The sequence below is a fragment of the Pseudomonas sp. C 49-2 genome, from assembly GCF_003970195.1.
In the GTDB taxonomy this organism is placed as follows: Bacteria; Pseudomonadota; Gammaproteobacteria; order Pseudomonadales; family Pseudomonadaceae; genus Aquipseudomonas; species Aquipseudomonas canadensis.
In genome coordinates, this window is record NZ_RXYG01000009.1 from 18891 (window position 1) to 39339 (window position 20449).

Here is a 20449-nt window from a genome sequence, read left to right on the forward strand (position 1 = left end):
ACCGAAGGCTCACTCGGAAAGCTGATAAACATCAGCGAGTTATATAAGCGGTGCGGGTGTGGTAACGGTTGTCGGCACGGATATTGAGTGCAGTGGCGGCTGGCCGGGCCCGTGATGTCATGTTGTTTACGAGGTACTCCGGCCACCGGCACACACCGTGCAGGTGAGCAAAAATAATTCGAAAAAACCGTGGAGCGGCCATGCAACAGAACAGATCGCAAGTCATTGAACGCAACGGCCTGTACGAACTCGACGCCGGCCCCGACGTCCTCGACAGCCCGCGCTACAACCACGACATGGCACCGACCAAGGTGCACGAACGCACCTGGAACAAGTGGCACATCACCGCGCTGTGGGTCGGCATGTCGATCTGCGTGCCGACTTACACCTTGGGCGGGGTGCTCACCGCGTATTTCGGCTTATCGGTGGGCGAGGCGCTGATAGCGATCCTGCTGGCGAACATCGTGGTGCTGATCCCGCTCACGCTTAACGCCTTCCCCGGCACCAAGTACGGCATTCCGTTTCCGGTGCTGCTGCGCTCGTCGTTCGGCATCCTGGGTTCCAACGTGCCGTGCCTGATCCGCGCGCTGGTGGCCTGTGGTTGGTTTGGTATCCAGACGATGTTTGGTGGGCTGGCGATCCACCTGTTCCTCGGCTCGATTTTCGAGGGTTGGAAGTCCCTCGGCGGCACTGGTGAAGTGATCGGCTTCATGATTTTCTGGTGCCTGAACCTGTGGGTGGTGCTGCGTGGCGCCGAGTCGATCAAGCGCCTGGAAACCCTGTCGGCGCCGTTGCTGGTGGCGGTGGGCATTGGCTTGCTGGTGTGGGCGATGCCCAATGTGTCGATCAGTGAGTTGATGGCGATCCCACCGAAACGCCCGGAAGGCGCGAGCCTCACCGGTTACTTCATGGCCGGCCTCACCGCGATGGTGGGCTTCTGGGCCACCCTATCGCTGAATATCCCGGACTTCAGCCGCTACGCCAAAAGCCAGAAGGACCAGATCCTCGGGCAGATCTTCGGCCTGCCGCTGACCATGTTCCTGTTCGCCGCCCTCGGCGTGATCATGACCGCCGCCTCGGTGAAACTGGTGGGCGTCAGCGTGTCAGACCCGGTGACCCTGATCGGGCATATCCAGAGCCCGGTGTGGGTGGCTGTGGCGATGGCATTGATCATCGTCGCGACCTTGTCTACCAACACGGCGGCGAACATTGTGTCGCCCACCAATGACTTCCAGAACATCGCGCCCAAGCTGATCAACCGCACCACGGCAGTGATCCTGACCGGCCTGGTGGGGCTGGCGCTGATGGGCCATGAGCTGCTGAAAAAGCTCGGCCTGATCGTGTCCGACGTGAGCCTGGAAACTGTGTATTCGAACTGGTTGCTGGGCTATTCAAGCCTGCTGGGGCCCATTGCCGGGATCATGGTGGTGGACTACTTCATCACCCGCAAACAGCAGCTTGATCTGGCCGGCCTGTACCGCGACGACATCTACCCAGCGTGGAACTGGAGTGGATTCATCGCGTTTGGCGTTCCAGTGGTGCTGACCTTGCTGTCGCTGGGCAGTGATGCGTTCAGCTGGTTCTACAGCTATGGCTGGTTTACCGGTTCGGCGTTGGGCGGCTTGTTGTATTACGGCCTGAATGCCAAGCGCGGGGCCAGCCCGGTCGCGGTGAAAACACCACTGTAGATAATTTGAAATGCAATCCACATGTGGGAGCGGGCTTGCTCGCGAATGCGGTCTTTCAGGCGACATTTGCAGCGACTGACACGGCCTCTTCGCGAGCAAGCCCGCTCCCGCATGTATGACCGCATTCCATTGATGGAATTGAGTCAATCCATAAGAAATGTAGCTTGAGGAGATCACCCATGAACGCTGCCCTCGACGTCCTGCAAATCAACCGCGACCGCCTATGGCAGTCGCTGATGGACCTGGCCAAACTCGGCGCCACACCCAAGGGCGGCGTCTGTCGCCTGGCCCTTACCGACCTGGATCGCAAGGCCCGCGACCTGTTCGTGCAGTGGTGCGAAGAGGCCGGCTGCACCGTGACCGTGGATGGCATCGGCAACATTTTCGCCCGTCGTCCGGGGCGCGATCCGAACCTGCCACCGGTGATGACTGGCAGCCACATCGACACCCAGCCCACCGGCGGCAAGTTCGATGGTTGCTTCGGTGTGCTGGCCGGTGTGGAAGTACTGCGCACGCTCAATGACCTGAACGTGGAAACCGAGGCGCCGCTGGAAGTGGTGGTATGGACCAACGAGGAAGGCTCGCGCTTCCCGCCGTGCATGATGGGCTCCGGCGTGTTCGCCGAGAAATTCACCCTGGCGGACACACTGGCCAAGGTCGATGTGGACGGCGTCAGTGTCGGCGATGCATTGAATGCGATTGGCTACGCGGGCTCACGGCCGGTCAGTGGGCATAAGGTGGGTGCGTATTTCGAAGCACACATCGAGCAAGGCCCGATTCTTGAGGACGAGAAGAAAACCATCGGTGTGGTGCTTGGCGCACTGGGGCAGAAGTGGTTTGACCTGAAGCTGCGTGGGGTTGAAGCGCATGCAGGGCCAACGCCAATGCACCTGCGCAAGGATGCCCTGGTGGGCGCGGCGGCCGTAGTGGCGGCGGTGAATGCGGCGGCGCTGGGTCATCAGCCTCACGCGTGTGGCACGGTGGGTTGCCTGCAGGCGTATCCCGGCTCGCGCAACGTAATTCCGGGTGAGGTGCGCATGACGTTGGACTTCCGCCACTTGGAACCGGCGCGATTGGATTCGATGATTGCCCAAGTGCGCCAGGTCATTGAAGACACCTGTGCCAAACACGGGCTGAGTTTCGAAATGGAACCCACGGCTGACTTCCCGCCGTTGTACTTCGACAAAGGCTGCGTGGATGCGGTACGCGATGCCGCTAATAGCCTGGGCTTGTCGAACATGGACATCGTCAGCGGGGCAGGGCATGACGCGATTTTTGTCGCTGAGCTGGGGCCGGCGGGGATGATTTTTGTGCCCTGTGAAGGTGGCATTAGCCACAACGAAATCGAGAATGCCGCGCCGGATGATCTGGCGGCGGGGTGTGCGGTGTTGCTCAGGGCAATGGTCGCCGCGTCGGCGGCAATCGCCAGCGGCAAGCTTGCCGCCTGAAATGCGGAGCTTCAGTTACTTACTTACTGATCCACCGCTATCGCAGGCAAGCCCATTTTGAAAGGGTTCACACATCAAAAATGTGGGAGCCGGGCTTGCCCGCGATGAGTCCCTGACGGACGACGCTGTACACTGCGTTGCGGATCGTCGACTTCAAAAGCCAGGTTCGCGGCGATGGCATTGATGGATTCAAGATCCTGATAGGCATTGACCAGCAGGGTTTCGTTGTCGAGGTCGGGCCGGAGGGTGAAGAGGAGGTTTGAATTGGAAGGGAGATTGAGACTGTCTTTAATCATGACGTTCTCCTAGGTAAATAAAGCTGTCGCCCTGTCTTCTCACGGACTTAGGTGGCAGCCGTACGCGGGGTGAGAACCAAGCTCCTAGATAGCCCGGCCACGCGTAAGCGTGCCCGCGGACAGCCGCCATAACATCAAGCCCAAAAATGCGCCTGCACTGTATACGGTGGGCGCCTGCGCGCCTAGGTAAGTCAACGGATTCTCACGTCCGGTCGCTGAATTGGCAACGACTGGCGAAGATTAGTCAGAGGATTTCCGAGAGGTAAGCCTAAAAGGTTGTCGGAAAAAACGCTCTACCTACTCTGGAATGTTTATTCTAAATAGTTATTGCAGATGTAATTTTTGAAGGCAGAAAATTATATGCTGCCTTGGCATGTAGCTGTAAATTTTTTGAAACATTTGCGTACGCAGGAAATGATTTCGAAAAATGGCGTTCTCGGTGTCTCGGGCTATAGTGGCTTATCGCCTTATGGGCAGGGGGTAGTGATGGACGAGAAGAAAATAAAAATATCTCGAAATCTTAGAGTTGGCGCGTTAGACGCTGAAGCTGATACAGAGTTATTAAGCCGTTGTTTTGTTGATAATGGACATTTGCGCCAGCTATTAGATGTCGATTCCCCTGAGTCGATTGTTCTAGGAAGGACAGGGTCTGGAAAAAGCGCACTCCTTTATAAGGTTGCTTCTACCGCTCAGAAATATGTAAAACTTGATCCCAATGATATTTCAATTAGGTTTTTAGAATATTCTGATATTATTCAATTTTTTGATGCTTTAGGTATTAATCTAGATCTGTTTTACCGGTTGTTGTGGAGGCATGTATTAACTGTTGAGTTATTAAAGCTTCGGTATGACATTAAGTCAGAGTGTGATAGTCGAGGCTTTGTTGAGAGCTTGTTGAACTCTTTTAGTCGGGATCTTGCAAAGAGGAAGGCGATAGAGTATTTCAATGAGTGGGGTAATAAGTTTTGGCTGGATACGGAAGAGCACTTAAAAGAAATAACGAAAAAATTAGAGTCTGATACAAAGGCTTCTATTGGTGCTGCATATTCCGGGCTTAGTTTGACTTATGCTGGAGTTGAAAGACTTAGCGAAGGAGAAAAGGTAGAGATTCGGCAACGGGCTAGCCAGGTTGTTAGTGGTCTTCAGATTAAAAAGTTGAATGAAGTTTTAGATCTGCTTTCTGAGTATTCATTTTCTGACCCTCAAAAAAAGTTTTATTTGCTTATTGATCAGCTCGACGAAGAATGGGCAGCTACTGAAACCAGAGTTCGTTTTATTAGGGCGTTAATAGAAGAAATAAAGACGTTTCGAAAAATTAGACAGATCAAGATAATTGCTGCACTCCGGAAAGATCTACTTGATCTTGTTTTTGATATGACTCGAGACTCTGGCTTTCAGGAGGAAAAGTATGAGTCATACATTTTGAATTTGACGTGGTCGCCGGAAGAGCTGACCAAACTGGTAGAGCTTAGGATTAACGAGGTCTTCAAGAGTCAATACACCAAAGCATTAGTGACGTTTGATGACGTTTTTCCTAAACCCCGTAGAGGTGGCGGACAGACGTCGATGGATTTTATTATAGAACGTACTCTTCGTCGTCCAAGAGATGTATTGCAGTTTGTTAATGAGAGTTTTTTAATTGCTTCCGAGCGAGAGCGTATTTCTTGGCGAGCTCTACTGGCTGCAGAGGCACAATACTCTGGCAAGAGACTTAAATCTTTGAAGGAAGAGTGGGGGGAAATATATCCAAACTTTGATGATACAGTTGAAGTTATTCGAGGTGTTAAGGCGACTTTTACAAAGTCTATGATTAAAGAGTCAAAGCTGGAAGACGTCATGATGTCCTTGGATGATGGAAAGATTGTTGATCCATGTGTTGTCATGGTTAAGAAATACTATGGCGCTAGTGGTGCTAAAGAGTCTGATGTTCTAATAAGTCTATTGTCCTGTTTGTATCGAGTCGGTGCTATTGGGATAAAGGCTAGTGCGGGGGAAACCTATATTTGGTCCTATGTTGACCAGACGTCTGCAACTAGGGGCGAAATTAAACGCGCGGAGCATCTTAAAGTTCATAAAATGCTTCATCGTGCACTAGATATTATTGCAGATCAGCATGAAATTTATGAGGCCGAAGCTCTAGACTAATAATTTACCCTCTATGGCCTCCCTGTTTCCTTGTTCGGGAGGCCTCTTCACATTTCATTACTCCATATTTATCAAATGCCAGGTTGCCAGCCACCACCGAGGGCAGTCACCAGCCCGACACTCGCCTGCAACTGCCGCGTCTGCACCGCCTGCAATGTCCGCTGCGCCTGTAACGCCGCCGTCTGCGCCGTCACCACATCCAGATAACTTACGGCCCCCGCCTGATAGCTGTTCATCGCCAGTGCTTGCGTGTGCTGCGCTGCATCCGCTGCCGCTTGTTCATCCTGTGCTTCCTGCTGCAGATCCCGCAGTTGCGCCAGGTTGTCCTCGACTTCGCGCACGGCTTTCAGCACCTGGCTGCGGTACTGCGCCGACGCCTCTTCAAACTCGGCCTTGGCCTGGCGTTCGTTGGCGCTTAGACGACCGCCATCGAAGATCGGCAAATTGACCAACGGCCCCAATGCCCAATAGCGATTGCCCGCGGACAGCAGGTTGCCGACCCCCTGAGTCTGCCCGCCAATCAACCCCGTCAAACTGAAATCCGGATACCACGCCGCCTTGGCCACGCCGATGTTGGCGTTGGCGGCAAATACTCGTCGCTCGGCCGCTGCAATATCCGGACGACGTTGCAGCAGGTGGCTAGGCAATTGCGAGGGTATCCCCGGCAAGGCGATCAATTGCGTGCTCGGCGGTAATGAAAAATCGCTGGCTGCCACACCCACCAGTTCTGCTATGGCGTGCTCGGTCAGATTGCGCTGCCCGCGCACTTCATCCCATTGCGCCTTGGCCTCGGCCAGTTGATTCTGCGCGCGGGTAAGGTCCAGCTCCGACGCAATCTGCCCCTCATACCGGCTACGGGTCAGCTGCAACGCCTGGCTGAAATCCTCCAGTGAGCTGTTGAGAATCCGCGCCTGCGCATCCAACCCGTTGAGCTGCACGTACAACGTCGCCAACTGATGTTGCAGGCTCAAGCGCGCCACCGCCAAATCATCGCCGGACGCCTGTGCCTGGGCATCACCGGCCGCCACCTGGTTGCGGATTTTGCCCCACAGGTCCAGGTCGTAGCTCAGTGAAAACCCTGCGGTATTGCTGTTGTAGACCGACGGCTGCGTATCGCCTCGCAGTGGCCGCGAGTCCGATTGGCGCTGGCGCAACGGCTGCGCACTGGCGGTGATCTGCGGGAACAACCCCGCATGCAACTGGCTGGCATAGGCCTGGGACGCGTCGAAGTGCGCCAGTGCCGCCGCCAAATCCGGGTTGGCCTTGAGCAGTTGCTGTTGCAGGTCATTCAGGCGCGAATCGTGGTAGAGCGTCCACCACTCAGGCGCCAGTTGATCGGACGGTTGCGCGCTGTGCCAGGGGCCATCGCTGGTCTGTTCGCGGTAGCCGGCCGGCAAATCAACGCTCGGCACTTTGTAGGTCGGCGCCATCGAGCAGCCCTGCAACGCCAGCAGCATCAGCGCTGCCAGGGGTTTAAGCCTTAGGCGCATGCGCACCTCCGGCAGCATCGGCCAGTTGTACCGGGTCGCCTTCACGCAGGGCGTCCGGCGGGTTGTCGACCACGCGGTCGGCGGGTTTCAGGCCTTGGTCGATGACCAGGCGTTCGCCCAGGTCGAGGCCGATGTGAATGTCCTGCAGGTGCACGTGATTCTGCGCATCCAACACCGCCACTTGCGTGCCTTGGGCGCGGAAGATCAATGCGCTGGCGGGGATGCTCACGCCATGGGTATCCGCCGGAATCGGCAGGGTGGCTTCGGCGTAATCACCGGGCAGTAATTCGCCGTTGGGGTTGTCGGCCACGAACTGCGCGAGCAAGGTGCCCGAACGGCGGTCGATGGCGGTGGAATCACCGATCAGGTGCGCCTTGAAGTGTTCGCCGGGGTGCTCGGGCACGGTCAGCTCGGCTTCGAGGCCTGGGTGGATGACCGCCGCGTAGTTCTGCGGCACAGGCACATACAGGCGCAGTTGGTGGGTGTCGGCGATGTTGAACAGTTCCGGATCACTGTCGGTGTCGGCCTTGATCAACTGGCCGATATCGGTGTTGCGCGCGGTGATGGTGCCGGCGAATGGCGCGCGGATCGTCTTGTAGCTTTCCAGCGCGGACAGCCGCGCATAGTCGGCAGCGGCGGCTTCGGCGTTGGCTTTTGCGGCAGCGGCATTGGAGGTTTTTTCATCGGCCTCCTGGCGCGATACCGAATGGCTGGCGAGCAGGTTTTGCCAGCGGGTGGCGGTGGTTTCGGCCAGGCGTGCGTTGGCCTGTTCCTGTACCAGCCGGGCGTGGGTTTGCGCCAGTTGCTGGTCCAGGTCGGGGCTGTCGATCTCGGCGAGGATTTGCCCGGCTTTGACCTGGGTGCCGATGTCGGCTTTCCAGTCCTTCAAGTAGCCGCTGACACGGGCGTGAATCGGCGCCTTGCTCCAGGCTTCCAAGTGCGCCGGCAAGCGCAGGGTATCGCCGGCGACATTCTGCTGCGGTTGGAACACCATCACCTGCGGGATGGCGGCGGTTTCGGTCCAGGCGGTGACCGATTGTTCGTGCAGCGTGCGGGCATGCAGGCCGTTGGCGACCAACAGGGCGGCCAGGGTCAGGCCGCCGACACCCATGAGCATCAGACGCTTGCGCGAGGGTTTGTGATCAGACGACATGAGGCGTTTCTCCAGCAGTGGCGCGAGTAGGGTGACGGCCGTGGACCAGGCTGAAGACCACGGGGACAAACAACAGGGTGGCGGTGGTGGCGAGGATCAAGCCACCGATCACCGCACGGCCGAGCGGGGCGTTCTGCTCCTCGGAAATCGCCAGGGGCAACATGCCGATGATCATCGCCAGGGCGGTCATGCACACCGGGCGGAAGCGCGTGTAGCCGGCTTCCAGCGCGGCCTTCAGTGCATCACCATGTTCGGCCAGGCGTTCGCGGCAGAAACTCACCACCAGGATCGAGTTGGCCGTGGCCACGCCCATGCACAGGATCGCGCCGGTCAAGGCGGGCACCGACAACGAGGTGCCGCTGAGGAACAGCATCCACACGATCCCTGCCAGCGCCGCAGGCAAGGCGGTGATGATCACGAACGGATCGACCCAAGACTGGAAGTTGACCACGATCAGCAGGTAGATCAGCACTACCGCACCGAGCAGGCCAAGGCTCAAGCCGCTGAACGCTTCATGCAGCGCATCGATCTGTCCGTGCAGGCTGATCACTGCGCCTTTGGGGCGCATGGAGGCGGTGTCATCCAGCACTTTCTGCACATCACGGGCCACGCCGCCGAGATCGCGGCCTTGCACGTTGGCGTACAGGTCCAGGGTCGGTTCGATGTTGTAGTGGGTCACCACCGCCGGGCTTTGCACGCGGGAGATAGTGGCCACGCCGCCGAGGATCTGCGACTGGCCGTCGGCGCCGGTCACCGGCAGCGCTTCCAGCGAAGGCAGGCTGTCGAGGCGGTATTGCGGGGTGGCGGCGACGATGGAGTAGGACACGCCGTTGGCCGGGTTGAGCCAGAAGGTCGGTGCCACTTGGGAACTGCCGGCGAGGGAGGCGACCATGCTGTTGGTCACGTCCCGCTCGGTGATGCCCAGGCCATTGGCGCGCAGGCGGTCGACGTTGACCTGCAAGGACGGGTAGCCGGTGGACTGCTGGATGCGCAGGTCGGCGATGCCCGGTACGTGTTGCAGGCGCCGTTCCAGTTCCACCGCATAGGCGCGGTTTTCTTCATCGCTGCGCCCGGAGATTTTCACGTCCAGAGGGGCCGGGGCGCCGAAGTTGAGGATCTGGCTGCTGATGTCTGCCGGCAGGAATGCGAAATGGCTGCCGGGGAAACTTTCTGGCAGGGCTTCACGCAATTTCTTTACGTAGTCGGCGGTGGGCGCGTGGTCTTTTTTCAGCGTGACCTGGATATCGCCGTCCTGCGGGCCGATGGTGCCGCTGCTGCTGTAGGCCATGTCGATACCGCTGAGCGGGATGCCGATGTTGTCGACGATGGTGTCGAGTTCTTCGGCGGGAATCACTTCACGAATCCGCGCTTCGATACGGTCGAAGGCGGCGGCGCTTTCTTCGATGCGCGTGCCCAGTGGCAGGCGCACGTGCAGGGCCAAGGCGCCCGCGTCGGTGGCCGGGAAGAAGTCCTGGCCAAGGCTTGGCAGCAGCAGGAACGACGCCAGCACACAGGCCAGGAAACCGACGATAAAACGCTTGCGATTGCCCAGTGCCAAGGTCAGCAGGCCGTGATAAGTGTCGCGGATGTTCGAGAAATGCCGCTCGAAACCCTGTTGGAAATTCAGCACCGATTGCAGCACGGCATTGCGCTGTTTCTGATGCTGCTCACCCTCGTGATGATTGATGAATTCATCTTCTGGGTGGTGCCCTGCACCTTGCTCCGGGGTGTGCGGCTTGAGCAGGAACATTGCCAGCGTCGGCACCAGCGTACGCGACAGAATGAAAGAGCTGGCCATGGCAAAGATCACCGCCAGGGCCATCGGCCGGAACAGATAACCGGCGATGCCTTGCAGCAAGAACATCGGCACGAAAACGATGCAAATACACAGCAGCGAGACGAACGCCGGGCCGACGATCTGTGCGGCGCCGTCGAGAATCGCGGTCTTCACCGCCTTGCCTTGTTCCAGGTGCCAGTTGATGTTTTCGATGGTCACCGTGGCGTCGTCCACCAGGATCCCCACCGCCAACGCCAGCCCGCCGAGGGTCATCACGTTGAGGGTTTGCCCGCTGACCGCCAGCAGCGCGATGGCCGACAGCACGGCCAGGGGAATCGAGGCGGCAATAATGATCGTGGAACGCCAACTGCCGAGGAACAGCAGGATCATCGCACTGGTCAGTAGCGCGGCGATGATGCCTTCCTGGGCCACGCTGCCCACTGACTGTTTCACGAACACCGAGGCATCCCCCAGCAGCGAGGTCTTCAGCGACGGCGGCAGGGTTTCGTTGATGCGCGGCAGCATCTGGCGGATGCCGTCGATGATCGACAGGGTGGAGATGCTGCCGTTTTTCAATGCTGGCATGAGGACTGCGCGGTGGCCGTCGACGCGTACGATGTTGGTCTGCGGCGGCGAGCCGTCACGCACGTGGGCGACCTGGCCGATGGTGATCAAGGCTCCGTCGACCGTTTTGATCGGCAGGTCATTCAGCTCGTCGATGGCTTTGGGGCTGTTGTTGAGCAAGATGGTGTATTCGTTGGGACCGAGTTTGGCGGTGCCCACCGGGATGATCTGGTTCTGCAGCGCCAAGGCATTGCCGACGTCCTGGGCCGATAAACCTTTGGCGGCCAGCGCCTGCGGGTCGAGGTCCAGGGTGATCTGGCGTTGCTTGCCGCCCATCGGTGTGGGCATGGCCAGGCCGGGCAGGGCGCTCAGGGGCAGGCGAATGTTGTTCTGCACCAGGTCGCGGATCTTGGCTTCCGAGAGGCTGGGGCTGGAGAACGCCATCTGCAAAATCGGCACCGTGGAGGCGCTGTAGTTGAGGATCAGCGGCGGCGTGATGCCCGGTGGCATCTGCTTTAGCACGGTTTGTGATACCGCCGTCACCTGGGCGTTGGCGGTGCGGATATCCACGCCGGGTTGGAAGAAAATTTTGACAATGCCCATGCCGGGCAAGGATTGCGACTCGATATGCTCGATGTCGTTAACCGTGGTGCTCAGGGAGCGTTCATAGGTGTAGATCACCCGGCCGGCCATGGCGTCCGGCGACAGACCGTTGTACTGCCAGACTACGGCGACCACGGGAATACCAATGTCCGGAAAAACGTCAGTGGGGGTACGCAGGGCCGCCATCGGCCCGATGATGCAGATGAATATGGCCAACACGATAAACGTGTACGGCTTTTGCAGTGCGGTCTTTACCAGCCCGAGCATGCGTGAAACCTCCGGAGGGAGCAGGATTGCAAACCCCGGCAGTCTTGCCCGACCCACCTAACACGCACCTTTCAGCCAGGTGAAGGAACATTTAGGTAAGGGCTGAAGATCGTTTCATCTGTATTCATTTGTTCTACAAAGGGTGGCTCCCCAAGCTTGTAACCCATCGGACACATCGTCCTTCTTTGGAGCCCTGCCATGTCACTCAAACCCTTGTTATTGATCCCGGCCCTCGGTGCTGTGCTGTTGTTGTCGGCGTGCGCCGGCCCGATTCCCAAGGCCGACCCGAGCGAAGCGTGGATCGGTTTGAAAGAAGAAGCCCCTAACGACCTGATGGCCGAACGCGTGGACGGCAAGCGCGTGGATGACGGACGTTTCTTCGAGGTGACGCCGGGGGATCATCGCCTGGATGTGACGCTGTTTGAGGAGGAGCCAGGCGACGACAACCAGCAGGACTGCCAGGGTCGGGTCGAATACAAGGATTTCAAGGCGGGTGAGCACTACACCCTGGTGGAGTCGAGCTTGGGCACCACCGTGCGCGCATCCTTGATGGATGGTCACGGCAAGGAGGTCGCGGCGACTCAGGACTTCAATTGCATGCCTGGCTAGGCGTGATGTACCGCGACCTTATGGGGTTTGGCGGGTGCAGCGGGTTTGACGTGGGGGTGATGGTGCCGACGGGTGATGCGTAACACCCCCCACAACATGGCGCCGGCTACCGCCAGCCAACCGCATATCAACAGGACAATCGTTGTTGCAAGGCTCATTCCGGCCTCCTTTCGCCCCCAGGGGGCACACACAGTCTTCTCAATGGACAGTCTAGCTAGCTGACGGTTGCCTGCTATTGACCAATGGTCGTGTCTGTCCAACTTCTTTGCTCTATCCGCGTCCTTTACTAAGCCTGCGGGCTATACCCGCGTGGCAGAGCGTCCTATGATCAGGGCCCTTACCGGCAGTTGATCAAGAGAGTAGAAAATTGCGGTTACGGTCGAACCTGAAAACATCCTTGTTCCTCGCGTGTGCCTTGGGCCTTGCGGCGTGTTCCTCCACTCCGTCGAGACTGGCGGGCCTGCCGGAGCGCGTCGAGCTCAATGGCGTGCCGACCTTTCGCAGCGAGGCTTATCAGAGTGGTCCTACGTCTTTAGCCAGCATGCTGTCGCAACAAGGCATTGTCATGACACCGGGGCTATTGGATAAACCGCTGCATTTGCCGGGCGGCGAAGCGGACCTTGAGCGCAACATGCAGGTGCTGGCGCGCGAGTACGGGCTGATGGTGTACCCGCTGGACGCCAAGCTGACAGCGGTGCTGGCACAGGTGGCAGCGGGTTATCCAGTGATGGCGCGGATCGGTGGCGGGCTGTGGTCGGACGCGCACTACGTGGTCGTAGTGGGGTTCAATCAGCAGAAAAGTACGGTGTTGTTGCGCTCTGGCATGGATCGACGTTTGTTGATGAGCTTCAGCGACTTTGAGTCCAAATGGAAAAGCGCCGGCAGTTGGGCAATCCTCACTCAGCGCCCGAGCCAGTTGCCGGCGAATGTAGATGCACAACGTTGGCGCGACTCGGCGAATGCGACGGCCCAGGCCGGGCAGGAGCGGGCGGCGGCGCAGGCACTGAAGGTGTTGGCGGAACGCAAATAAAAAACGGCGCTATCGAAGCGCCGTTTTTTATATCGTTTAGCGACGGGCTTCCGCAGCGTTAGGACGATTCTTCAGGTTCTTGTCGGCCTTGTAGCGCAACGCCACATCCGGCACCGAACCGCTCTTGCCGGTCTCGACCCAATTGCGGATACGGCTGGCATCGGCAAAGTGGGTGAATTTACCGAAGGCATCCAGGATCACCAACGATACCGGGCGGTTGCCCATGCTGGTCACCAGCACCAGGCAGTGGCCGGCCTGGTTGGTGAAACCGGTCTTGGTCAGCTTGATGTCCCAATTGGCGCGGTTGATCAGGTGGTCAGTGTTGGAGAAGCCCAGGGTGTAGTTGGGCTTGCGGAACGACACGGTCTTTTCCTTGGTGGTGCTCAATTGGCTCAGCAGCGGGTAGTGACGCGCGGCGGCCAGCAGTTTGCTCAGGTCGCGGGCAGTGGACACGTTGTGGATCGAAAGGCCAGTGGGTTCTACATAATGAGTGCTGGTCATGCCCAACGCCTTGGCCTTGGCGTTCATCGCGGCGATGAAGGCTGCATAGCCACCCGGGTAGTGGTGGGCCAGGCTCGCGGCGGCGCGGTTTTCCGAGGACATCAGAGCAATCAGCAGCATTTCCTTGCGCGGCATCTGGCTGCCGATCTTCACGCGCGAGAACACGCCTTTCATTTCCGGCGTGTCGGTGATGTTGATATCGATGTACTCATCCATATTCTGCTTGGCTTCGAGCACGATCAGGCCAGTCATTAATTTGCTCACCGAAGCGATGGGCACCACCACATCCGGGTTGCTGGAATAAATGACCTTGTTGGTCTGCAGGTCGACCAACATGGCGCTGCCAGAAGCGATTTGCAGCTTGGACGTATCACGCGGGGTCTGGGTGGTTTCGGCGGCGTGCGCGAAGGTGCCTGTGAAAGCAAAAAATAGGCTGACAATAGAAAGACGAATTTTCACGCGGATGAACTCGCTAAAAGTAAGGAAATACCGTTCTGGAACGGGTTGTATGACAAATGCCGTTACATTTTAGGAGTATGGATCAGAAAGCGATAGAGGCCTTTAAATAAAGGCCGTAAGCCGATGATTGGTTAGGGTTGTACCGATTTTGAACCCACCTTGGGGGGCTCAAGTAACAGAAGCGTTCCAAGGTCATTTTTTGCATTGACCGGATAGTGCGAGATGAGCGCCGCGTCATCGATCTTCGCCAGGGTTTGCGAAGAGGGGCCTATTCCTAGGTAAATGCACGGTAGAGGGGTCGCGAGTGCCCCAGCCATGAGCGCGTCGAGGTCGCTCTGCAGCAAGGTTTCGATCATGCCGGGCCCAGGCAAAGGCGAGGAGGTTTGCAGTTGCGCATGATAGATAGCCTGTCGTTGTGCCAGGATCAAGCAGTTACGCCCCTTGTAGGTTGCGCGTAGAAACGCCAGTTCGTTCGCTACCACAGAGTCCCTGGGCGTGTGGAAGTCGGAGAGCGTGTCGATGCCAGTTGTTACAAGGTTGCGACTCGAAAAGGCCAGGGTCACCGTGCCGAGGCTCACGAAGACAAGAAACGGGACAGCCAGCACGTTGGATAGGGCAGATGTAGAGCGTTTGCGGATTGATCGCAGGATCAAGTCTGTCAGCACCGCACCTGTTACCAGTGCGGGCCATAGCACCATCATCAGGCAGAAAATGTGTGAACGCCCCTGGTAGTAGGTGAACAGTCCAAGTCCCATCAGGGAGGTGCAGAAGAGCAAGTCATACACCGGCTTGTCGCTATGTCGCCGCCATGCCGAAAGCGCTGTGACGGCCGCCGCTGCATAAACAAGCAGAATGACTTGCCAGGGATGGAAGGTGAGGGGCATTGGCAGCATCATGAAACCCGCTCCGTAGAACAGTTTCTGGGACGCAAGGGCTTCCTGAATGCCGAGTGGGGCGCCAGCCTTGATTCGCAGGGTAATCATCAGGATACACAGGCTCAGCACTGCAAAAAGTGAAAAGCCGAGCGCGGGTAGCAGACTTTTCCATTTCGGGCGCTGACTAAAAAGAGGTTTCACCAAAAGCGTTGCGCCTATGGAAATCAGCACTGGAATTCCAGAATCTATGTTCCAGAAAACCGCGATACCTGAGGCTATTCCCAGCGCGCCAAGGCGCATGCGTGAAGGGCGGGAGCAGTAGTGTGCGAACAGGAGCAGCGACACGGCAGGGCAAATAAAGCGAATAGGGTAGTACTGCAGATAGATTTCCTGCGCGAATCCGTTCAGGTACAGAAACAGGCTTGTAGGTATCAGCAGGCACAGGAACGTCAATATCCTCAGGCCGTGGTTGCGTACGTGAAGGTGCAAGATCACGGCGAGGCAGACAAGGCCGACGAGCTGGAGCACTGCAAAAAAAGTGCTGACGGAGAAGACACTCACTCCGACAAGTTTGAAAAATGGGGCGATCAGTTCCGGGAATAAACCATATTGCGAAGGTAATTCGCTGAGTAACGTTTTGCCTGCGACGACTTGGGTCAGCGCATAGGTGGCGGCGTCATAGCTGACAGACCATTGGCTTGCGAGGGTGACCGTGTCAATGGAAGCCAACCTGTAAGGGACTATCTGGAAGATGAGGGTCGCTATACAAGCCAGCGCAATGGTAAGCGCCATCGACGAGCGGCTTGGCTTGCCCCCGGTCCAATTCTGTACCAGCACGGCTATCGAGAGGATTACGGACAGCGCCAGCATGATCGTCCGGCTGGTACCCGACACGCTCTTGGGGAAGAACATCACGCTGGTGAAGTCCGAGGCGATGAATGGGCCTGCCAATGCGAGGGATAGCAGGGCTAGCGTCAGGCCCGCGAGCCAGGGTGGCGGGTTGAAGCCTCGCAGGAACCTGAGCGCGGCAACCAGGCCAATTGGAGCCAGTGCGGCGAGAATTATGAAAACCGCGCGTTCAACTGGCTCGGGATTCAACTGAGAGGGGGTTGTTATGCGCTCGGCTGCAAAAACCGGCACCTGAACATTGCTTCCTATTTGGAAGTAGATTGCCAGCAGACTCAGCCCAACGGCAGCAAGCGTGACGAATGCGGCGAAAATAATCAGGGTAAGCCCTTGGCCGGGGATAGCATCGTGCCTTGCCTGCGTAACGCTGTTCTTGGTCATTATCAACGCGCCGGGGTCAAGCGAATCGGGAGGGGAAGGCAACTGGCCAATAAAAAGCCCTGCCGATGGCAGGGCTCTTTGTTGGAGCGCTTGTTAGCTGTGCAGGGTTTCTGCAGCGTATAACGTGTTTTCCAACAGGCAAGCACGCGTCATCGGGCCGACGCCGCCTGGCACTGGCGTGATCCAGCCGGCGCGGGGCAGGGCGGTTTCGTACACCACATCGCCCACCAGCTTGCCGTCGTCCTGACGGTTGATGCCCACGTCGATGACGATGGCGCCTTCCTTGATCCACTCGCCTTTGACCAGCCCCGGCTTGCCGGCAGCGACCACGACCAGGTCGGCGCGGCCGACGTGGCCGGCGAGGTCTTTGGTGAAGCGGTGGGTGACGGTCACGGTGCAGCCGGCCAACAACAGTTCCATGGCCATCGGGCGGCCAACGATGTTGGAGGCGCCGACGACCACGGCGTCGAGGCCGTACAGGTCGACACCGGTGCTTTCCAGCAGGGTCATGATGCCTTTCGGCGTGCACGGACGCAGCAGCGGGATACGCTGGGCCAGGCGGCCGACGTTATAAGGGTGGAAACCGTCGACGTCTTTGTCGGGGCGAATGCGCTCCAGTAGTTTTGAGGCGTCCAGATGCTCGGGCAATGGCAGTTGCAGCAGGATGCCATCGATCTTCGGGTCGTCGTTGAGGCTGTCGATCAGGTCGGTAAGGGCCTGCTGGGTGGTCTCGGAAGGCAAGTCGTAGGCCTTGGAAATAAAGCCGACCTCTTCACAGTCTTTACGCTTGTGCGAGACATAAACCTGAGAGGCAGGATCGCTGCCGACCAGGATCACCGCGAGGCCAGGCGTGCGCAGGCCCTGCTGGCTACGCTCGGTGACTCGTTTGGCGATCTGCTGGCGCAGGCTGGCGGCGATTGATTTGCCGTCGATAAGTTGTGCAGTCATTACGCGTGATTAACCATCGAGAGGGGGAAGAAAAGTGCGCGCATTCTCGCATGCCAAGACGTGAGGGCAAAGGCGCTTGGTCTGCAAATTGCCCTAACCCCTTAAATAAAATGAATTTTTTTCAAAAAAGATTTGACGGGTTTCGAGGGCGTCTATACTATTCGTCGCACTTGTCGGGCACAGCCTAGCACTGGTTAAGAAGGTCGAGCAGAATAGCGTGTTGTTCTGCAAGGCTGGAAGCACTTAGTTTGTAATCCTCCAAGAGTACAGATTAATCAGGCGCCCGTAGCTCAGCTGGATAGAGCATCCGCCTTCTAAGCGGATGGTCGCAGGTTCGAGTCCTGCCGGGTGCGCCATTAGGCAGCTTTGGCACAAGTAGCGCTATATGGTGGGCGTAGCTCAGTTGGTAGAGCACGGGATTGTGACTCCCGTTGTCGAGGGTTCGATCCCCTTCGTCCACCCCATATTTTAAAAGGCGCCAGATTAATCGTCTGGCGCCTTTGCTTTAAGAGCTTCAAGCGCGGATGTGGTGGAATTGGTAGACACACTGGATTTAGGTTCCAGCGCCGCGAGGCGTAAGAGTTCGAGTCTCTTCATCCGCACCAAATAAAGCTTGGCCCCGTCGAAAGGCAGGGCAGGGCTCAACAAAGAAGTGGTTTGGTTTCTTTGTTAACGCAATATGGTGGGCGTAGCTCAGTTGGTAGAGCACGGGATTGTGACTCCCGTTGTCGAGGGTTCGATCCCCTTCGTCCACCCCATATTCGAAAGGCGCCAGATTTAACAGTCTGGCGCCTTTTTTGGTTTTAGCGGTTCGAAATATCCAGCGCCTGCAGGTAATGGGGTGCGACGGCGTGGCGTTTCATCGTATTTGTGTATCTCGATGATGCTGCGCTGCCAGCCAGTCCTGTTTGCGGGGTTGGCCGTCAGGGCGATGGATGACGACTTCTTCTATATATAGAAGGGGCGGCGCAGAGCCCTGGCGTGATGGGTTGTATTTGTCACCGGGGCGAAGTGCATCCGTGCCTTCGTACCGATAAATTGCCGGCTGTTTTCGGGCGTATTTGCAGTAGGGTGACTTCTTGAGTTTGACCCACTAGAATGCATGCCCTTGATTGGGGTCGGAAATGGCCGGCTAACGTCTGTGCAACGAGGAATATCCATGCAAGTTTCTGTTGAAAATACTACTGCTATCGAGCGTCGCCTGAGCATCACCGTGCCGGCCGAGCGTATCGAGACTGCGGTCAACAAGCGTCTGCAGCAGACTGCCCAGAAGGCCAAGATCGCTGGTTTCCGTCCAGGCAAAGTGCCAATGAGCGAAATCAAGCGCCGTTTTGGTGCCGATGCGCGCCAGGAAGCTGTCGGTGACGTGATCCAGGCTTCTTTCTATGAAGCTGTTGTTGAGCACAAGCTGAACCCAGCAGGTTCGCCGTCGATCGAGCCTAAGTCCCTGGAAGCTGGCAAGGACCTGGAATACGTTGCCGTATTCGAAGTGTTCCCTGAATTTGAAGTGGCCGGTTTCGACGGTATTGCCATCGAGCGTCTGAGCGCCGAAGTGGCTGATTCGGACCTGGACAACATGCTGGAAATCCTGCGCAAGCAGAACACCCGTTTCGAAGTGGCCGACCGTGCTGCCCAGAACGAAGACCAACTGAACATCGATTTCGTTGGCAAGGTTGACGGCGAAGTCTTCGCTGGCGGCTCCGCCAAGGGTACTCAGCTGGTGCTGGGTTCCAACCGCATGATCCCTGGTTTCGAAGATGGCCTGGTTGGCGCCAAAGCCGGCGAAGAGCGCGTTCTGAACCTGACTTTCCCTGCTGACTACCAGAACCTGGACCTGGCTGGCAAAGCCGCCGAGTTCACCGTGACCGTCAACAGTGTTTCCGAGCCTAAGCTGCCAGAGCTGAACGAAGAGTTCTTCGCTCAATTCGGCATCAAGGAAACCGGCATCGAGGGCTTCCGCACCGAAGTTCGCAAGAACATGGAGCGCGAACTGCGTCAGGCCATCAAGTCCAAGGTCAAGAACCAGGTCATGGACGGTCTGCTGGCCGCCAACCCGATCGAAGTGCCCAAGGCCCTGCTGTCCAACGAAGTGGATCGCCTGCGCGTACAAGCTGTTCAGCAGTTTGGTGGCAACATCAAGCCTGACCAACTGCCAGCCGAGCTGTTCGAAGAACAAGCCAAGCGCCGCGTCGTGCTGGGTCTGATCGTGGCTGAAGTGGTCAAGCAGTTCGACCTCAAGCCTGACGAAGATCGCGTTCGCGAAATGATCCAGGAAATGGCTTCGGCCTACCAGGAGCCTGAGCAGGTCGTGGCTTGGTACTACAAGAACGATCAGCAACTGAACGAAGTGCGTTCGGTTGTGCTGGAAGAACAAGTTGTGGATACTGTTCTGCAGAAGGCTAAGGTGACCGATAAAGCGGTCTCTTACGAAGAAGCAGTCAAACCGGCGGAAGCAGCACAAGCCGACTGATTGTCCAACTCGTTGGAAATACAACCATAAGCCAGCCTCGCGCTGGCTTATGCGTTTTCAAGACATGACTATTTGGGAGTAACTGCAGAGCATGTTCCGTAATTCCTATATTCAGCAGAACTCTGATATCCAGGCCGCTGGCGGCCTGGTCCCGATGGTTGTCGAGCAGTCCGCTCGTGGCGAACGCGCCTACGACATCTACTCGCGCCTGCTCAAGGAGCGAGTGATCTTTCTGGTGGGCCCGGTAGAGGACTACATGGCCAACCTGATCTGTGCGCAGCTGCTGTTCCTTGAAGCGGAAAACCCGGACAAGGACATCCATCTCTACATCAACTCCCCAGGCGGCTCGGTCACTGCAGGCATGTCGATTTACGACACCATGCAGTTCATCAAGCCGAACGTGTCGACCACCTGCATTGGCCAAGCCTGCAGCATGGGCGCATTCCTGCTGACCGCCGGTGCAGAAGGCAAGCGTTTCTGCCTGCCGAACTCGCGTGTGATGATTCACCAGCCACTGGGCGGTTTCCAGGGCCAGGCGTCGGACATCGAAATCCACGCCAAGGAAATCCTGTTTATTCGCGAGCGCCTCAATACGTTGATGGCCAAGCACAGCGGGCACACCTTGGAAGAAATCGAGCGCGATACCAACCGCGACAACTTCATGAGTGCCGAAGCTGCGAAAGCATACGGGTTGATCGACGACGTGATCAGCCAGCGCCCCGCTTAATATAAGCTGCTCAAAATAGGGCTGGTCGGCATGTCCGACCACTGGCGGGCTTGAAAAAGCCCGCATAAGCCTTCATCTTGTGTTGCAAGCCTATCGGATTTGGATCGAACGA

Annotated in this window: 15 protein-coding genes and 4 tRNA genes; 11 read left to right on the forward strand and 8 right to left on the reverse strand. The window is 57.6% G+C overall.

Annotation, left to right across the window (positions count from 1 at the left end; genetic code table 11):
• Positions 1-200 precede the first annotated feature (200 nt).
• Both EJ576_RS18375 and EJ576_RS18380 read left to right on the forward strand, forming a co-directional pair.
• On the forward strand, positions 201-1688 hold the full coding sequence (locus tag EJ576_RS18375) for an NCS1 family nucleobase:cation symporter-1 (RefSeq protein WP_126570826.1): 1488 nt from the start codon (positions 201-203) through the stop codon (positions 1686-1688).
• A 179-nt stretch (positions 1689-1867) separates the two neighbouring features.
• The gene (locus EJ576_RS18380; protein ID WP_126570827.1) at positions 1868-3136 is read left to right on the forward strand and encodes a Zn-dependent hydrolase; all 1269 of its coding nucleotides are present in this window, start codon (positions 1868-1870) and stop codon (positions 3134-3136) included.
• 74 nt (positions 3137-3210) lie between these two features.
• On the opposite strand, the gene EJ576_RS18385 is transcribed toward EJ576_RS18380, so the two are convergent.
• Positions 3211-3432: a DUF6124 family protein gene (locus tag EJ576_RS18385; protein WP_126570828.1), complete on the reverse strand. Its 222-nt coding sequence runs from the start codon at positions 3430-3432 to the stop codon at positions 3211-3213.
• 360 nt (positions 3433-3792) lie between these two features.
• Between EJ576_RS18385 and EJ576_RS18390 the strand changes: the two genes are divergently transcribed.
• Positions 3793-5577 (forward strand): P-loop ATPase, Sll1717 family, encoded by a 1785-nt coding sequence (locus EJ576_RS18390; protein WP_256656619.1) that lies wholly within the window; start codon positions 3793-3795, stop codon positions 5575-5577.
• Between the two features lie 71 nt (positions 5578-5648).
• On the opposite strand, the gene EJ576_RS18395 is transcribed toward EJ576_RS18390, so the two are convergent.
• The 3 genes from EJ576_RS18395 to EJ576_RS18405 are packed head-to-tail and all read right to left on the reverse strand — an operon-like array spanning position 5649 to position 11431.
• Positions 5649-7067 carry an efflux transporter outer membrane subunit gene (locus EJ576_RS18395; RefSeq protein ID WP_126570829.1) on the reverse strand — a complete coding sequence of 473 codons (1419 nt, stop codon included), beginning with the start codon at positions 7065-7067 and terminating at the stop codon, positions 5649-5651.
• Positions 7051-8220: an efflux RND transporter periplasmic adaptor subunit gene (locus tag EJ576_RS18400; protein WP_122729218.1), complete on the reverse strand. Its 1170-nt coding sequence runs from the start codon at positions 8218-8220 to the stop codon at positions 7051-7053. The genes EJ576_RS18395 and EJ576_RS18400 overlap by 17 nt, the downstream gene beginning before the upstream one ends.
• Positions 8210-11431, reverse strand: a complete 3222-nt coding sequence (locus EJ576_RS18405) for an efflux RND transporter permease subunit (protein WP_126570830.1) — start codon at positions 11429-11431, stop codon at positions 8210-8212. Before EJ576_RS18405 ends, EJ576_RS18400 begins: the two co-directional genes overlap by 11 nt.
• 198 nt (positions 11432-11629) lie before the next feature.
• On the opposite strand from EJ576_RS18405, the gene EJ576_RS18410 reads away from it, so the two are divergent.
• On the forward strand, positions 11630-12040 hold the full coding sequence (locus tag EJ576_RS18410; RefSeq protein ID WP_016978010.1) for a hypothetical protein: 411 nt from the start codon (positions 11630-11632) through the stop codon (positions 12038-12040).
• Here EJ576_RS18410 and EJ576_RS29800 read toward each other — a convergent pair.
• Positions 12037-12198 (reverse strand): hypothetical protein, encoded by a 162-nt coding sequence (locus EJ576_RS29800; RefSeq protein WP_016978011.1) that lies wholly within the window; start codon positions 12196-12198, stop codon positions 12037-12039. The genes EJ576_RS18410 and EJ576_RS29800 overlap by 4 nt on opposite strands.
• A gap of 209 nt (positions 12199-12407) precedes the next feature.
• On the opposite strand from EJ576_RS29800, the gene EJ576_RS18415 reads away from it, so the two are divergent.
• Positions 12408-13070: a C39 family peptidase gene (locus EJ576_RS18415; RefSeq protein ID WP_126570831.1), complete on the forward strand. Its 663-nt coding sequence runs from the start codon at positions 12408-12410 to the stop codon at positions 13068-13070.
• Between the two features lie 36 nt (positions 13071-13106).
• On the opposite strand, the gene pbpG is transcribed toward EJ576_RS18415, so the two are convergent.
• The 3 genes from pbpG to folD form a co-directional block, all read right to left on the reverse strand.
• The gene (gene pbpG / locus EJ576_RS18420) at positions 13107-14030 is read right to left on the reverse strand and encodes a D-alanyl-D-alanine endopeptidase (protein WP_126570832.1); all 924 of its coding nucleotides are present in this window, start codon (positions 14028-14030) and stop codon (positions 13107-13109) included.
• A 131-nt stretch (positions 14031-14161) separates the two neighbouring features.
• Positions 14162-16192 (reverse strand): hypothetical protein, encoded by a 2031-nt coding sequence (locus EJ576_RS18425; RefSeq protein WP_126570833.1) that lies wholly within the window; start codon positions 16190-16192, stop codon positions 14162-14164.
• 93 nt (positions 16193-16285) lie between these two features.
• Positions 16286-17140 carry a bifunctional methylenetetrahydrofolate dehydrogenase/methenyltetrahydrofolate cyclohydrolase FolD gene (folD, locus tag EJ576_RS18430; protein WP_028616937.1) on the reverse strand — a complete coding sequence of 285 codons (855 nt, stop codon included), beginning with the start codon at positions 17138-17140 and terminating at the stop codon, positions 16286-16288.
• Between the two features lie 279 nt (positions 17141-17419).
• Here folD and EJ576_RS18435 point away from each other — a divergent pair.
• The 6 genes from EJ576_RS18435 (at position 17420) to clpP (ending at position 20337) form a co-directional block, all read left to right on the forward strand.
• Positions 17420-17496: transfer RNA gene (locus EJ576_RS18435), tRNA-Arg, on the forward strand.
• A 32-nt stretch (positions 17497-17528) separates the two neighbouring features.
• Positions 17529-17604 (forward strand) — tRNA-His (locus EJ576_RS18440).
• Between the two features lie 56 nt (positions 17605-17660).
• Positions 17661-17745, forward strand: a tRNA-Leu gene (locus EJ576_RS18445).
• 77 nt (positions 17746-17822) lie between these two features.
• A tRNA-His gene (locus EJ576_RS18450) sits at positions 17823-17898 on the forward strand.
• 401 nt (positions 17899-18299) lie between these two features.
• Positions 18300-19610: a trigger factor gene (tig, locus tag EJ576_RS18455; protein WP_058423916.1), complete on the forward strand. Its 1311-nt coding sequence runs from the start codon at positions 18300-18302 to the stop codon at positions 19608-19610.
• Between the two features lie 91 nt (positions 19611-19701).
• Positions 19702-20337 (forward strand): ATP-dependent Clp endopeptidase proteolytic subunit ClpP, encoded by a 636-nt coding sequence (gene clpP / locus EJ576_RS18460; protein ID WP_028616935.1) that lies wholly within the window; start codon positions 19702-19704, stop codon positions 20335-20337.
• Positions 20338-20449 lie beyond the last annotated feature (112 nt).